At 69.0% G+C, this 13,734-nt stretch carries 11 protein-coding genes and 1 pseudogene; 7 read left to right on the top strand and 5 right to left on the bottom strand.

Going from position 1 to position 13,734, the window contains the following annotated elements:
* The 4 genes and pseudogenes from QSG27_RS01340 to QSG27_RS01325 form a co-directional block, all read left to right on the top strand.
* Window positions 1-674 (top strand): annotated as a pseudogene (locus QSG27_RS01340) (tRNA lysidine(34) synthetase TilS); the annotation flags it as partial.
* Window positions 675-758: 84 nt separating this feature from the next.
* The gene (ftsH, locus tag QSG27_RS01335) at window positions 759-2,696 is read left to right on the top strand and encodes an ATP-dependent zinc metalloprotease FtsH (protein ID WP_149470644.1); all 1,938 of its coding nucleotides are present in this window, start codon (window positions 759-761) and stop codon (window positions 2,694-2,696) included.
* A 142-nt stretch (window positions 2,697-2,838) separates the two neighbouring features.
* Window positions 2,839-3,630, top strand: a complete 792-nt coding sequence (locus tag QSG27_RS01330; RefSeq protein WP_306703332.1) for a rhomboid family intramembrane serine protease — start codon at window positions 2,839-2,841, stop codon at window positions 3,628-3,630.
* 107 nt (window positions 3,631-3,737) lie between these two features.
* Window positions 3,738-3,962 (top strand): DUF2061 domain-containing protein, encoded by a 225-nt coding sequence (locus QSG27_RS01325; protein ID WP_306703331.1) that lies wholly within the window; start codon window positions 3,738-3,740, stop codon window positions 3,960-3,962.
* Between the two features lie 52 nt (window positions 3,963-4,014).
* Here the strand turns inward: QSG27_RS01325 and QSG27_RS01320 are convergent, their stop codons facing one another.
* Both QSG27_RS01320 and hutH read right to left on the bottom strand, forming a co-directional pair.
* Window positions 4,015-4,545, bottom strand: a complete 531-nt coding sequence (locus QSG27_RS01320) for a peroxiredoxin (RefSeq protein ID WP_306703330.1) — start codon at window positions 4,543-4,545, stop codon at window positions 4,015-4,017.
* Window positions 4,546-4,666: 121 nt separating this feature from the next.
* Window positions 4,667-6,193, bottom strand: coding sequence for a histidine ammonia-lyase (hutH, locus tag QSG27_RS01315; protein WP_306703329.1), 1,527 nt, complete (start codon window positions 6,191-6,193; stop codon window positions 4,667-4,669).
* 200 nt (window positions 6,194-6,393) lie between these two features.
* Between hutH and QSG27_RS01310 the strand changes: the two genes are divergently transcribed.
* Together QSG27_RS01310 and QSG27_RS01305 are read left to right on the top strand one after the other, a co-directional pair.
* Window positions 6,394-8,127, top strand: a complete 1,734-nt coding sequence (locus QSG27_RS01310; RefSeq protein ID WP_326522679.1) for a type I secretion system permease/ATPase — start codon at window positions 6,394-6,396, stop codon at window positions 8,125-8,127.
* Window positions 8,128-8,183: 56 nt separating this feature from the next.
* Window positions 8,184-9,545, top strand: coding sequence for an HlyD family type I secretion periplasmic adaptor subunit (locus tag QSG27_RS01305; protein WP_306703326.1), 1,362 nt, complete (start codon window positions 8,184-8,186; stop codon window positions 9,543-9,545).
* Between the two features lie 128 nt (window positions 9,546-9,673).
* On the opposite strand, the gene QSG27_RS01300 is transcribed toward QSG27_RS01305, so the two are convergent.
* Window positions 9,674-10,180 (bottom strand): response regulator, encoded by a 507-nt coding sequence (locus tag QSG27_RS01300; RefSeq protein WP_306703324.1) that lies wholly within the window; start codon window positions 10,178-10,180, stop codon window positions 9,674-9,676.
* Window positions 10,181-10,339: 159 nt separating this feature from the next.
* On the bottom strand, window positions 10,340-11,086 hold the full coding sequence (locus QSG27_RS01295) for a hypothetical protein (protein WP_306703323.1): 747 nt from the start codon (window positions 11,084-11,086) through the stop codon (window positions 10,340-10,342).
* A 276-nt stretch (window positions 11,087-11,362) separates the two neighbouring features.
* Between QSG27_RS01295 and QSG27_RS01290 the strand changes: the two genes are divergently transcribed.
* Window positions 11,363-12,787: a hypothetical protein gene (locus QSG27_RS01290; RefSeq protein WP_306703322.1), complete on the top strand. Its 1,425-nt coding sequence runs from the start codon at window positions 11,363-11,365 to the stop codon at window positions 12,785-12,787.
* A 70-nt stretch (window positions 12,788-12,857) separates the two neighbouring features.
* Here the strand turns inward: QSG27_RS01290 and QSG27_RS01285 are convergent, their stop codons facing one another.
* Window positions 12,858-13,637 carry an alpha/beta fold hydrolase gene (locus QSG27_RS01285; RefSeq protein ID WP_306703320.1) on the bottom strand — a complete coding sequence of 260 codons (780 nt, stop codon included), beginning with the start codon at window positions 13,635-13,637 and terminating at the stop codon, window positions 12,858-12,860.
* Window positions 13,638-13,734 lie beyond the last annotated feature (97 nt).

Raw genomic sequence — 13,734 nt, 5'->3', positions numbered from 1 at the left:
CCGGCCTCGCCCGCCGGGCCGCCCGCGCCCGCAACGCCCTGGAGGCCGGAACCGCCGCCCTGCTGGCGGAGGCCGCGGAGGTCCATCCGGAGGGCTGGTTGCGGCTGGACCCGGACCCCCTGCTGAAGGCACCGGAGGAGCTTGGCCTGCGCGCCCTGGCCCGCTGCATCGCGGCGACCGGCGGCGCCCCTTATCCGCCGAAGGACGAGGCGGCGGAGCGCCTGTTCGCCGAGATCACGGGGGGAGGGTTCCGGGGACGCACGCTGGGCGGCTGCCGCATCCTGCCGCGCCGGGGGCATTTGGTGATCGCGCGCGAACCGGTTGGAGTCACCGAACGGCTGAGCCTTACCCCGGGTGGAGAGGTCTGGTGGGACCGCCGATTCGCCGTTCGGCTGGCGGGCGGCCCGGGCGGCCCGGTCGCCGTGGCGAAATTGGGGCGGGACGGGTGGCGGATAGCGTTGTCCGCCCGCCCGGATTCGGGCCGCATCGGCCTGCCCGAACCGGTCCGCGAGACGCTGCCGGCCCTGTGGGACGGGAAGGGGCTGGCGGCGGTGCCGCATCTGGGTTTCGCGCGGCCGGGATTCACCCTTTCGGCGGCGGCTTTGCACGCTCCCGGGGTGGCGTTGGCCGGTCCAGCTTTTCCGGTTGTTTCGGACGGTGTCGGCATTATTTAATCTGGGAACGTGCCCGTAAGCCCGGGAGGGATGGCTCCGCATCGGCCTACCTTTCCGCGCAGGGTTCGCAGAAAGGCTTTCGACGTGAACAATTTCGGCAAGAATCTCGCGCTCTGGATCATCATCGGGCTGCTGCTGGTGGCCCTGTTCAATCTGTTCCAGAGCTCTTCCACGCGCAGCCCGCAGACGACGGTTCCGTTCAGCGAGCTTCTCGCCGAAGTGGACCGCGGCCAAGTGGCCGACGTCACCATCAAAGGCAGCCAGGTGTCCGGCCACTTCACCGATGGCCGGTCCTTCAGCACCTTCGTCCCGCCCGAAGCCGGGCTGGTCGAGCGGCTGACGCAGAAGAACGTGCGCATCAGCGCCGTTCCGGACGACAGCAACGTGCCGTCGCTGTTCTCCGTGCTGCTGTCCTGGTTCCCGATGCTGCTGCTGATCGGCGTCTGGATCTTCTTCATGCGTCAGATGCAGTCGGGCGGCGGCAAGGCCATGGGCTTTGGCAAGTCCCGCGCGCGCCTGCTGACGGAAAAGGTCGGCCGGGTCACCTTCGACGACGTTGCCGGCATCGACGAGGCCAAGCAGGAACTGGCGGAAATCGTCGAGTTCCTGAAGGACCCGCAGAAGTTCCAGCGCCTGGGCGGCAAGATCCCGAAGGGCGTGCTGCTCGTCGGCCCGCCGGGCACCGGCAAGACCCTGACCGCGCGCGCCGTGGCGGGTGAAGCCAACGTGCCCTTCTTCACCATCTCCGGTTCCGACTTCGTCGAGATGTTCGTGGGCGTCGGTGCCTCCCGCGTCCGCGACATGTTCGAGCAGGGCAAGAAGAACGCCCCCTGCATCATCTTCATCGACGAAATCGACGCCGTGGGCCGCCATCGCGGCGCCGGCCTGGGCGGCGGCAACGACGAGCGCGAGCAGACCCTGAACCAGTTGCTGGTCGAGATGGACGGCTTCGAAGCGAACGAGGGCGTCATCCTCATCGCCGCGACCAACCGTCCGGACGTGCTCGACCCCGCGCTGCTGCGTCCGGGCCGCTTCGACCGCCAGGTCGTCGTGCCGAACCCCGACGTGCTGGGCCGCGAGAAGATCCTGAAGGTCCACATGCGCAAGGTGCCGCTGGCTCCGGACGTGGACGCCAAGGTCATCGCGCGCGGTACCCCCGGCTTCTCGGGCGCCGACCTCGCCAACCTCGTGAACGAGGCCGCCCTGCTCGCCGCCCGCATCGGCAAGCGCGTCGTCGGCATGGCCGAGTTCGAGGCCGCCAAGGACAAGGTCATGATGGGCGCGGAACGCCGCTCCATGGTCATGACCGAGGACGAGAAGAAGCTGACCGCCTATCACGAGGCTGGCCACGCCATCGTCGCCATCCACCAGCCGGACAGCGATCCCGTGCACAAGGCCACCATCATCCCGCGCGGCCGTGCGCTGGGCATGGTGATGCGCCTGCCGGAAGGCGACCGCATCTCGCTGTCCCAGGCCAAGCTGCTGGCCGACCTGCGCGTCGCCATGGGCGGCCGCATCGCGGAGGAGCTGATCTTCGGGCGTGAGCGGGTCACCACCGGCGCGTCGGGCGACATCAAGATGGCGACCGACATGTCGCGCCGCATGGTCACCGAATGGGGCATGAGCGACAAGCTGGGTCCGCTGCTTTACGGCGAGCCGACGCAGGAGGTCTTCCTCGGCCACTCCGTCACCCAGCACAAGAACATGTCCGACGCCACCGCCCGCACGGTGGACGAGGAAATCCGCCGGATCGTGGACGAAGCCTATGGCGAGGCCCGCCGTATCCTGACGGAGAACATCGACCAGCTCCACACCATCGCCAAGGGCCTGCTGGAGTACGAAACCCTGAGCGGCGAGGACATCGCCCGCCTGCTGCGCGGCGAGCCGCTGATCCGCAACGACGAGCGGGAGGGCTTCTCCCCGGCCCCGCCGAAGCAGCCGACCCCGACCTCGGGCCGCCGCCCCTCGGTGCCGACCACCAAGGAGAGCGGCGGGATGGACCCGGAACCGCAGGGCACCTGATCGGCCTGTCGATGCAGAAACGCAAAACCGGCGCCCCTCAACGGGCGCCGGTTTTTCTTTGCCTGCTCGCCGCGTGTCTTGGCGGAAGCGATGGGCGGGGCCATCGTACTGGAGAGGCCCGACCCAACCGAAGGCGCCGCCGATGCTCTTCCTCCCCATCTACGACGACAACCCGACGCGGCGGACGCCGGTCGTCACCATGGCGCTGATCGCGCTGTGCGTGATGGTGTTCCTGTGGCAGCTCTCGCTGGGCGCGCGGGGCGGGAACCTCGCCGTCTATTCCTTCGGCGTCATCCCGGCGGTGCTGTTCGGCTATGCCGACTTGCCGGAGCCGCTGCGGGCGATCCCGCCCTGGATGTCGGTCGTCACATCCATGTTCATGCATGGCGGGGTCCTGCACCTCGCCGGCAACATGCTGTACCTCTGGATCTTCGGCAACAACGTCGAGGACAGCATGGGGCGGGGCCGCTTCGTGGTCTTCTACCTGCTGTGCGGGACGGCGGCGGCGCTGGCGCAGAGCATCGCCAACCCGGCCTCCGAAGTGCCGATGCTGGGGGCGAGCGGGGCCATCGGCGGGGTGCTGGGCGCCTATCTGGTGCTGCACCCGCGGGCGAATGTCGGCGTCTTCTTCTGGTTCATCATCATCGTGCGCGTCATCAGCGTGCCGGCGGTGCTGGTGCTGGGATTCTGGTTCGCCGGCCAGATCCTGAGCGGGGTTACCACCCCGACCACGGACGACGGCGGCGGGGTGGCTTTCCGGGCGCATGTCGGCGGTTTCGTGGCCGGGGCGGCGCTGATTCCCGTCTTCAAGCGGCCGGAGGTGCGGTTGCTGGAACCGGCGCACAGCCGCCCCTTCGCGGTCGTCCCGCCGGGCACCCGGCTGCGCCGCGGCAGCGTGCCGGAGGCCGGCGACCGTCGCCGGCCCTTCCGTTGAACGATAGGGATTGGCTATCGATTTGTTTCAATCATTCGATTGGACCTGTCGCCGTCCGGCGGGCATGCTGAAGCTGAACAAAAACAGCGGCGTTCAGGAGTTCCGCGATGACCAAGACCTTCAGCTTTGCCTGCATCCACTTCACGGTGGCGTTCACGGTCGGCTATCTGATGACCGGCAGCATCGCGGTGGGCGGCGCGCTGGCGCTGGTGGAGCCGCTGTGCAACACGGTCGCCTATTACCTGCACGAGCGGGCCTGGGCCGCCCACGAACGCCGCAAGGCGGAGGCCGGCCAGGACGATCAGGTCGGCGCGACCGCCATCCCGGCCTGAAAGGACGGGGAGAAAACCCCCCTCCCCGGAGGGGAGAGGGTTAAAAAAAGGCTCAGCGCGAGCGCAGATAGGCGATGACCGTCTCCGGGGCGGACTCGCCGTAAGGGTCGCCACCCTCGCCGGCGTCGTTGATGCCCGGCTCCTCGAACAGCTTCTCGATCACGCCGTCGGTCACGACCATGGCGTAGCGCCAGCTCCGCATGCCGAAGCCGACATGGTCCTTGTTGATCAGCATGCCCATGCGGCGGGTGAAATGGCCCGAGCCGTCCGGGATCAGCTTCACGTTCTTCAGGCCCAGATGCTTGCCCCACTGGAACATCACGAAGGCGTCGTTGACGCTGATGCAGTAGACCTCGTCCACGCCCAGATCGCGGATTTCCGGATAGAGCTTGTCGTAGGTCGGCACCTGCTGGTTGGAGCAGGTCGGCGTGAAGGCGCCGGGCAGCGAGAAGACCACGACGCGCTTGCCGGCGAACAGCTCGTCGCTGTTCACGTCCTGCCAGCGGAACGGGTTGGGGCCGCCGATGCTTTCGTCGCGCACGCGGGTCTTGAACACGACCGAGGGGACTTTGCGCCCTTCCATGATGGTCTCCGGTTTGAAGTGAAGCGGTTGCCGCAGTCTGGCCGGAACCTTAGCCCTTCAACGAATTGACGAAAACCGGCTGGAGCCGCCTGCGCGGTCTTGTCTCAGCCCGCGTCGCCGATCAGGGCAGCACGCCGTCCGCGAAGGGCCGGAAGGCGCCCTCCGTCACCAGCCGCTTCGCCGCCGCGATGTCCGGGGCCATCGCGCGGTCTTCCGTCCACACCGGCACGCGGGCGCGCAGAAGCGCGCGGGCGCGCTCCAGCGCGGGGGAGGAGGCGAGCGGCGCCCGCAAATCCACCCCCTGGGCCGCGGCCAGCAACTCCACCGCCACGATGCCCGCCAGATTGTCGGCCATGTCCGACAGGCGGCGGGCGGCGTGGGTCGCCATGCTCACGTGATCCTCCTGGTTGGCGGAGGTCGGCAGGCTGTCCACGCTGGCCGGGTGGGCCATCTGCTTGTTCTCGCTGGCCAGCGCCGCCGCGGTGACCTGGGCGATCATGAAACCGCTGTTCAGCCCGCCGTCGGCGACCAGGAAGGGCGGCAGGCCCGACAGGTGGGTGTCCATCAGCAGCGCGATCCGCCGCTCCGACAGCGCCCCCGTCTCGGCGATGGCGAGCGCCAGCACGTCGGCGGCCAGCGCCACCGGCTCCGCGTGGAAATTGCCGCCGGACAGGATGTCGCCGCTGTCCGGGAAGACCAGCGGGTTGTCGGAGACGGCGTTCGCCTCGCGCTCCAGCACGCCCGCGGCGAAGCGCAGATGGTCCAGAACCGCCCCCATCACCTGCGGCTGGCAGCGCAGGCTGTAGGGGTCCTGCACCGTCTCGTGCCCCTCGCGGTGGGAGTCGCGGATGCCGCTGCCCTGGAGCAGCGCGCGGTAGCGGGCGGCCACGTCGCGCTGGCCCGGCTGGCCGCGCAGGTCGTGGATGCGCGCGTCGAACGGCCCGTCGCTGCCCAGAGCGGCATCGACGCTGAGCGCCCCGGCGACCAGGGCGGCGGCGAAGCCGTCCTCCGCCGCGAACAGACCGGCCAGACCCAGCGCCGTGGACACCTGCGTGCCGTTGAGCAGGGCCAAGCCCTCCTTCGCTTCCAGGACCAGCGGCGACAGGCCGGCGCGGGCGAGCGCGGCGGCGGCGGGCAGCCGTTCGCCGTCCACGTCGGCCTCGCCCTCGCCGATCAGGACGCCGGTCAGATGGGCCAGCGGCGCCAGATCGCCCGACGCCCCCACCGACCCCTTGGCCGGGACCACCGGCAGGACGCCGTGGTTGAGGAGGGCCAGCAGCGCCTCGATCACCGCCATGCGCACCCCGGAATGGCCGCGCGCCAGCGCGTTGACCTTCAGCGCCAGGATCAGCCGCACCACGCCCGGCGGCAGGTCCGGCCCGGTGCCGGCGCTGTGCGACAGGACCAACCGCCGCTGCAACTCGCGCACCTGATCCGGGGGGATGCGCTTCTTCGCCAGCAGGCCGAAGCCGGTGTTCACGCCATAGACCGCGCGTTCCCCGCCCGCCGCCTCCGCCACCGTGCGGGCCGAGGCGTCGATGGCGGCGCGGCAGCCGGGGGCCAGCGCCAGGACGGGCGGGGCCCGCAGGATGCGGCGCAGGTCGGGCAGGGTCAGATGGCCGGGGTCGATGGTCAGCGTGTCGGTCATTCGGCGTGTTCCTTCAACCTTTGGAAAAGCGTCCATCCTTCACATGAGGTGCCGATGTTTCCCGCGCAAAGGGGGTGGTTTTCGGTGGCATTCCTGTGATGTCCCTCAATCTTCAGATTTCATTTACCAAAAACGCGCCAACTGACCTCGCCTGCATCCAGTGGGCACTGCTTCAAACGGTGACAATTGGAGGGCTGTAAATGCCTCGCCTGTTTTCTCGCGGGTCTGAAAAGGCCAATAAAGAAATGGCTCACGGCGGCCGTTATTTCTCCAGGGTACTCATTGGTGCATTTGTCTTCAGCGCCACCATCAATCTTCTGATGTTGGCGATGCCGCTTTATTCCCTTCAGGTATTCAGCCGTGCGATTCCGTCCGGCAACATCGATACGCTGGTCATGCTGACGGTGATCGTCGTCATGGCGCTGACGCTGAGCGCCGCCATGGAAACCGTCCGGGCGCGCATCCTGGCCCGCGCCGGCAACGCGCTGGAGGTCACCTGGCGCCGCCGGCTGACCGCCGACGTGCTGGACGCCTCGGGCCGGGGCCGTCCGGACGCCGCCCCGGTCAGCGACCTCATGGAGGTCAAGGCCGCGATGAGCCGTCCGTCGCTGCCGGCCCTGATGGACCTGCCCTGGGTGCCCCTGTACGTCATCGGCATCTACCTGATCCACCCGCTGCTGGCCGTGATCCTGGTCGCCTCGATGCTCATCATGACGGCGCTGGGCTTCATCAGCAACTGGGCGGTCCGCAACTTCGCCGACGACAGCAAGGCCCCGGCCAGCCGGTCGCAGCGCCTGTTCGACTCCCTGCTGTCGCGGTCCGAGACGGTGCGCGGCCTGCGCATGGGGCCGAGCGCGCTCGACGCGGTGGCCCGCGACGCCATGACCACCTCCGCCCTTCAGGGCCGCTCGACGGAGCGCGCCGCCGCCATCGGCGCCTTCACCAAGTGGGTCCGCATGGTCCTGCAGATCGCGGTGACCGGCGTCGGCGCGTGGCTGGTGATCGAGCAGCACCTGTCCTTCGGCGGCATGATCGCCACCTCCATGCTGGTGGGCCGCGGACTCGCCCCGGTGGAGCAGAGCGCCGGCGCCTGGGGCCAGATCCAGAAGTCCTGGCAGGCTTTCCGCCGCCTCTACCCGCTGCTGAAGCGCCTGTCCTTCGAGCCGGAGCGCCCGGTGATCCCGGTGGAGCGCGAGCGCCTGACCGTCGAGAACCTGCTGTTCGTCTCCCCCCGCGACCAGAAGCCGATCCTGCGCAGCGTGACGCTGGCGGTCGAGCCGGGCCAGACGGTGTGCATCGCCGGCCCCAACCGCTCCGGCAAGTCGGTCCTGGCCCGTCTGCTGGCCGGCGTCGCCACCCCGTCGGCGGGCACCGTGCGGCTGGGCGGTCTGGCCGTCGCCTCGCTGAACCCGGAAACCCCGGAACAGGGCATCGGTTACATGGCCCAGGGCGCCGACCTGCTGCCCGGCACCATCGCCGAGAACATCGCCCGCTTCACCGAGACGACGCGGGAGAAGGTCGAGGACGCCGCCAAGCGCGCCGGCATCCATTCCTGGATCGAGAGCCTGCCCGGCGGCTATGAGACCGAGGTGACCGACCCGCTGTTCCCGATCACCGGCGCCTCGGCCCGCCTGATCGCGGTGGCCCGCGCCGGCTACGGACGCCCGTCGCTGATGGTTCTGGACGAGCCGTCCGCCGGCATGGACGAGATCGGCCACAAGGCGGTGCGCGAGTTCATTTCCGAGGCCAAGAGCCGCGGCGTCACCACCATCGTGCTGACCCATTCCCCGGCCTTCGTCGATCTGTCCGACAAGACCTTCGTTCTGAAGAACGGCATGGCGGTCGAACTGCCGCAACGCCAGGAGCAGCAGGGCCCGAACTGGAGCCGCCTGCGCAACATCGGCCCGGCGCCGGTGCAGAGCGCCGCCGGCTGACGCCGGAACCCCCAGCCCAAACCCGTGCGACTTCCGGCGACCAAGGACCTTCTGTGATGACCGACACCACCATGAACACCTACAAGACGAAGACCATGACGTCGATCGGCGCGCTTCGCGCGCTGGTTCCCGACACCCGGGTCAGCGGGCTCCTTGCCGGCGGCTTCATGGTGCTGGCGGTGGGCTTCGGCGGGATGACCGCCTGGGCCGCCCTCGCCCCGCTCCACAGCGCCGTCATGGCCTCCGGCGCCCTGGCCCCGGAGACGGGCCGCAAGATCGTGAAGCACACCGAAACCGCCCAGATCGAGGAGATCCTCGTCCGGGAAGGCGACAAGGTGAAGGCCGGTCAGGTCCTGATGCGGCTGGACAGCACGGAGGCGGCGACCCGGCTCCAGGTGCTCAGCACCTCCTGGCTGGAGACCCAGGCGCTGGAAGCCCGCCTGACCGCCGAACTGTTCGAGCAGCCCGCCATCGAGTGGCCGGACGAGCTGGTCCGCCGCCGCGGCACCGACCGCACGGTGGAAAAGCTGATGGGCAACCAGGAGACCCTGTTCCAGGTCCGCCGCAACCAGCTCGACACCGAAGCCAGCCTGACCAAGGAGCGCGTCGCCACGCTGCGCGAGGAGGGCAAGAGCCTTCAGGAGCAGCGCAAGTTCCTGGCCCGCGAGATCCAGCTCATCGAGGACGATCTGCGCATCACCCAGGGCCTGCTGTCCCGCGGCAACGCCACCCGCACCAAGCTGGTCGAACAGCAGAAGGAGGAGGCGCAGCTCAAGGGCCGCGACCGCGAGCTGGAGGCCCGCATCGCCCAGGCCAACCAGGCCGCCGTGGACGCCGAGGGCGACCTGCTGCGCCGCCGCAACGACTTCCGCGAAAAGGTCCTGGTCGATCTGGAGAAGTCCCGCGGCGACGTCATCCGCCTCGCCGAGCAGATGCGCGACGCCGCCAACCGGCTGGAGACCCGCGCCATCAAGGCGCCGGACGACGGCACCGTCGTGATGCACAGCCATTGGGCCGCCGGCGGCACCATCACCGCGAACGAGCCGATCCTGGACATCATCCCGGACGACCGCGCCCTGCTGGCCGAGGTGAAGGTCCAGCCGAAGGACATCAAGTCGCTGACCGTCGATCTGCCGGTGAAGGTGCAGTTGACCGCCTATGACAGCCGCGTCGTCGGCTCGCTGGACGGCACGGTCACCTACGTCTCCGCCGATCGCGTGATGGACCCGATCACCCGCCAGGAATCCTACATCGCGCGGATCAAGCTGAAGGACAGCGACTCCCATCAGGTCCACAACCTGACCATCAAGCCGGGCATGCCGGTGGAGGCGCGCATCCTGCTGTCCGCCCGCACCCCGCTCGACTATCTGGTGCAGCCGCTGTCCCACTCCTACGTGAAGGCGTTTATTCAGGAGTAAGGGCAGGAGTAAGGGCAGGAGCAAGGGCAGGAGCAAGGGTGCTCCCCGGTTCGTCAGGTCCGAGAAAAGGAAAGGGCGGCTTCCCATGGGGGAGGCCGCCCTTCCTTTTTGCGCGAGGCGCCGTGGCGTCAGCCGCGCGGGCCGTGCAGCCGCCGCGCCGCAAGGTCCAGCGCCAGCTTCAATTGGGCCAGCGAGTAGGGCTTGTTGACCACGCCCAGCGGGTAGGTCTCGGTGATGCGGGCCATGATCGCGTGGTTCGCGTAGCCGGACAGGAAGATGGAGCGGATGCCGTAATTGGCGCGCAGGCGCCGCGCCGCCTCGATCCCGTCGCCGCCGGCCAGCCGCACGTCCATCAGCGCCACGTCGGGACGTTCGCGCCCGGCGATGGCCACCGCCTCCTCCTCCGTCCGGGCGGTGCCGCAGACGGTGTGGCCGAGATCGGTGACGGCCATGCACACCGCTTCCGCGGCGAGGGCCTCGTCCTCCACGATGAGAAGCCGCAAGGGGCGGATCGCCGCCGGGATCTGGCGCCGGGTGGAATCGCGCCGGTCGGTCTGGGCGGCGGGGCCGCAGTGGGGCCGCCAATCCCGGCTGGACACCGGTCGCGTCAGCGTATCCATATCGTCCCGTGCCATGACCACCGTCCCCATGCGTCGCCGCAGGTGCTATTGGTAAAGAATTATTTACCAAATAAAGTGGTAGCCACACCCATTTCGAAGTTCAAGGAAAATCGCTGTGACGCCGGCGCGTTCGGGCGAAGCGCGACCTTCCCGCAACAGTGTGGCGGCGGCATGTCAGCGCTTGGGGCGGCTCAGCCAGTCCACGTTGCCGTTGCGTGGGGCAGGGGCGCCGCCGTTGGCTCCGGAACCGCCCTTGCGTCCGGACAGGGGCGAGAGCCAGGACGGAGACGGTGCCGGCTCGGGAGCGGGGTCCGGCGCAGCCGGACGTTGCGGCGCCGGGGCCGGGGTTCTCGGCACGAAGGGCGACAGGACCGGCCCCGGCGAAGGCGGTGGGGGAGGATCGTCGCGCGGCGGTTCGGCAAAGGAGGGGGCGGGGTCGCCGGACGGCGGCGGCGCGTAGGTCTGTGGTGCGGTCTGTGGTGCGGTCTGGGGGGCAGTCTGCGGGGACGTCTGGGGCGTGGCCTGCGGTGCCGCCGGAACCGGCGCGGACGTCTGGGCGCGTTCGGAGACGGTCCGCGTGGGGCGGTCGTCGTCGTCCACGGGGCCGGTCTGGGTGTTGATGCGCCGCGCTTCCTCGCGGATGGACAGCAGGGTCGACACGGCGAATTGCAGCAGCGGGGCCATCTTCTCGGAATCCGCCAGCTCGTCGGCCGTCATGGTGGCGAAGCGCTTGCGCACCTGCTCCACCGCGTCCTCGATGCTGTCGCGCAGGGCGCCGGTGTCCTGGAGGATGCGTTCCAGATCCTCCCGCAGGGCTGAAATCTCGCACGCCTGACGCAGCTCGTGGAAGCCGATGGGCGTCCCCGGCGTCCGCCCGGAGTCGGCGGTCCGCTGATCCTGCGGGCGGAAATCATAGGGCATCTTCGCCAAACGCCGGGCCCTATCCTGCAATCCTGCCGGAGACCAAGGAAGGTTGCCGTGTCACAGGTTTAATGCGGTTGAACATGGTTGGAAACCGTTTGCGCCCCCCAATCGCTTGTACTATTTTTTCCGCACCGGGGGGAACGGAATCCTGCGGTATCACAAATCCTACCCACCCCTCTCCAAAGCCACGCATGCCGGGTACTCACGGTGTCGATTGATCGCGCGGAACTGGAACGGCTCCTTGCCGATCGTCCGGCTGGAAGCCGTTCAGCCATGCAGGCCGTCCGCGAAAGCTACGCCGACATCGGGCTGATGCGCGAACGCGGTCTGTCCTGGGCGGAAATCTCGGATGTGCTGGCGAAGCTGGGCGTCACCGCCCGCGACAACCAGCCGATCTCGCCGGTGACCCTCCGGTCCGCCTTCTTCCTGGTCGGCAACGAAGGGCGCGGCGAGGCTGCGGGCGAGGCTGCGGGCGGGGAGGAGAGCGGCAGCGCGACCCCGCGTGAAACGCTGGACGCGGTGCACCGCGCGGCCCTCGCCGCGGGACGGCGGGACGCAGCCGCCGAGGATACGGTTGGCGGGGACACGGTTGCTGAGGACACCGCTGCCGGGGATGTGGCCGCGGAGCCGGAGAAGCCGGCGGAACCCGAAGTGATCGCGGACCTGCCCGGCGATCAGCCGGAAGCCGCCGCCGAGCCGGAACCGGAGCCCGAACCCGTTCCGGAAACGGCCAGCAGAACAGCGGCTCCGCCGGAAGAACCGGCTTCGCCCCTCGAACGCCGTCATGCTCAGGCACCGATTTCCCCGGCACCGATTTCCCCGGCGCCGGTCATTCACGCTCCGACAACTCAAGATTCGACTACGAACAGACTCTGGAAAGGCGATCGCATGCTGGGCACCATCTTCGTTCTCAACGACCGCGGTGGCGTCGGCAAGACGCTGCTGTCCCATCACCTGATGGCGACCGCCATGCTCGAGGGCCTTCAGCTCAAGGTCGTCGAGTATGAGGTGAACGAGCGTCTGAACCGCCTGTTCGGTCCGGAGGTGGTGGAGCACCGCCGCATCACCCAGGACTTCATGAACATGATGGGTTCGGGCGACGGCTTCTACGAGTTCTGGGACCAGATCGGTCCGGAGCTGCAGCGCGGCGGCCGCCTGTACGACTTCGGCGGCAACATCTCCCAGTGGTTCTTCAACTGGGCCGAGGTGTCGGGCTTCGACTATTACGTCGGCGAGGGCGAGCGGCTGACCTTCATGGTGCCGGTCACCGTCGATCTGGCCTCGCTCTCCACCGGCATGAACACGCTGGAGCGCATCGCCACCATCGCCCCGAAGGCCAAGCGCGTTCTGGTCGAGAACGGCGTCTCCGGTCCCTTCTCGCAGTTGGAGGACAGCCAGTACGCCCGCCGCAAGGCGGAGATGGTGGAGCGCGAGGGCGTGGAGGTCATTTCCATGGCGCCCTGCACGGCACCGGCCTGGGCGCGCCTGACCGGCCACCGCATCGACGACGTGGCGCGGATGACCCGCGAGGATCTGGTGAAGCTGGGCATGACGCCGCCGGTCGCCTCCCGCTCGCTGATCATCATCCACGAGTGGCTGCGCACCATGCGGCAGGCCCTGTCGCCCTACCTGCGCGACGCCTTCAACCAGTCCGCCGCCCCGGTCGGCAAGGCCGGCGCCCGCCAGGGCGCGCTCTGACCGGACATCGGATCGCCAGCGTGTGAAGAACGGGGGCCTTCGCGGCCCCCGTTTTCTTTTGGGCGGTCGCTTACGCGAAGGCTTCGACGAGTGTGGCGAACTCCTGCGGGCGTTCGGCGTGCAGCCAGTGGCCGGCGCCCTCGATCATCTCGATGGCGGCCTTGGGAAAATGCCGGCGGATGGCGGCGTGATGCTCCGGCAGGATGTAGTCGGACCGGGTGCCGCCGATGAACAGGGTGGGGCCGTCGTAGCGGGCGCCGCCCAGATCCGGGAAGCCGATCAGATCGCTCATGCGGGCGCCGATGGCGTCCAGGTTGATCCGCCAATGGAATTTGCCCTGCTCCAGGACGAGATTCTGCAGCAGGAAGGAGCGCAGGGGGGCTTCCGGCACCGCCTCGGCGAGCTGCGCCTCGACCTCCGACCGGCGGGTGCAGCCCTCCAGCCTGGCCTGCTTCATCGCCGCCACGAAGGGGGCGTGGGTGTGGGTGTAGGCCGCCGGCGCGATGTCGGCCACGACCAGCCGCTCCACCCGGTCCGGATGGTTGAGCGCCAGCGTCATCGCCACCTTGCCGCCCATGGAATGGCCGACCACCGCGGCCCGCGCGAAGCCCCGGTCGTCGAGGAAGCGCAGCACGTCCGCGGCCATGGCCGGGTAGGTCATCTCGTCCGACCAGGGGGCGCCGCCGTGGTTGCGCAGGTCCAGCGCGTAGACCCGGTGGCGCTCCGCGAAGCGCTTCGCCAGGGTCTGCCAGTTGCGCGCCGACCCGAACAGGCCGTGCAGGACCAGCAGAGGGGTGCCGCCGTTCGCTTCGCCGGCTTCCAGATAGGTGAGGGGAAGACCCTGGGCCATGGACATTCCGATTGCCTGAACGTGGGGGAGGGGCGATGGGTGGGCGGCGATCCTACCAGACCGCTTCCGCCGCCCGCCTGCAAATTCCACACGCAAA

This window comes from Azospirillum isscasi, from assembly GCF_030849505.1.
Classification (GTDB): Bacteria; Pseudomonadota; Alphaproteobacteria; order Azospirillales; family Azospirillaceae; genus Azospirillum; species Azospirillum isscasi.
This window is presented reverse-complemented; position numbering and strand designations above follow the sequence as displayed.

Coding starts and splice junctions, on each gene's coding strand:
- QSG27_RS01300 (WP_306703324.1), bottom strand. CDS start 10,180: ATGGCACGGGACGATATGGATACGCTGACGCGACCGGTGTCCAGCCGG.
- QSG27_RS01320 (WP_306703330.1), bottom strand. CDS start 4,545: ATGGAAGGGCGCAAAGTCCCCTCGGTCGTGTTCAAGACCCGCGTGCGC.
- hutH (WP_306703329.1), bottom strand. CDS start 6,193: ATGACCGACACGCTGACCATCGACCCCGGCCATCTGACCCTGCCCGAC.
- QSG27_RS01285 (WP_306703320.1), bottom strand. CDS start 13,637: ATGGCCCAGGGTCTTCCCCTCACCTATCTGGAAGCCGGCGAAGCGAAC.
- QSG27_RS01330 (WP_306703332.1), top strand. CDS start 2,839: ATGCTCTTCCTCCCCATCTACGACGACAACCCGACGCGGCGGACGCCG.
- QSG27_RS01295 (WP_306703323.1), bottom strand. CDS start 11,086: ATGCCCTATGATTTCCGCCCGCAGGATCAGCGGACCGCCGACTCCGGG.
- QSG27_RS01305 (WP_306703326.1), top strand. CDS start 8,184: ATGACCGACACCACCATGAACACCTACAAGACGAAGACCATGACGTCG.
- QSG27_RS01325 (WP_306703331.1), top strand. CDS start 3,738: ATGACCAAGACCTTCAGCTTTGCCTGCATCCACTTCACGGTGGCGTTC.
- QSG27_RS01310 (WP_326522679.1), top strand. CDS start 6,394: ATGCCTCGCCTGTTTTCTCGCGGGTCTGAAAAGGCCAATAAAGAAATG.
- QSG27_RS01290 (WP_306703322.1), top strand. CDS start 11,363: ATGCAGGCCGTCCGCGAAAGCTACGCCGACATCGGGCTGATGCGCGAA.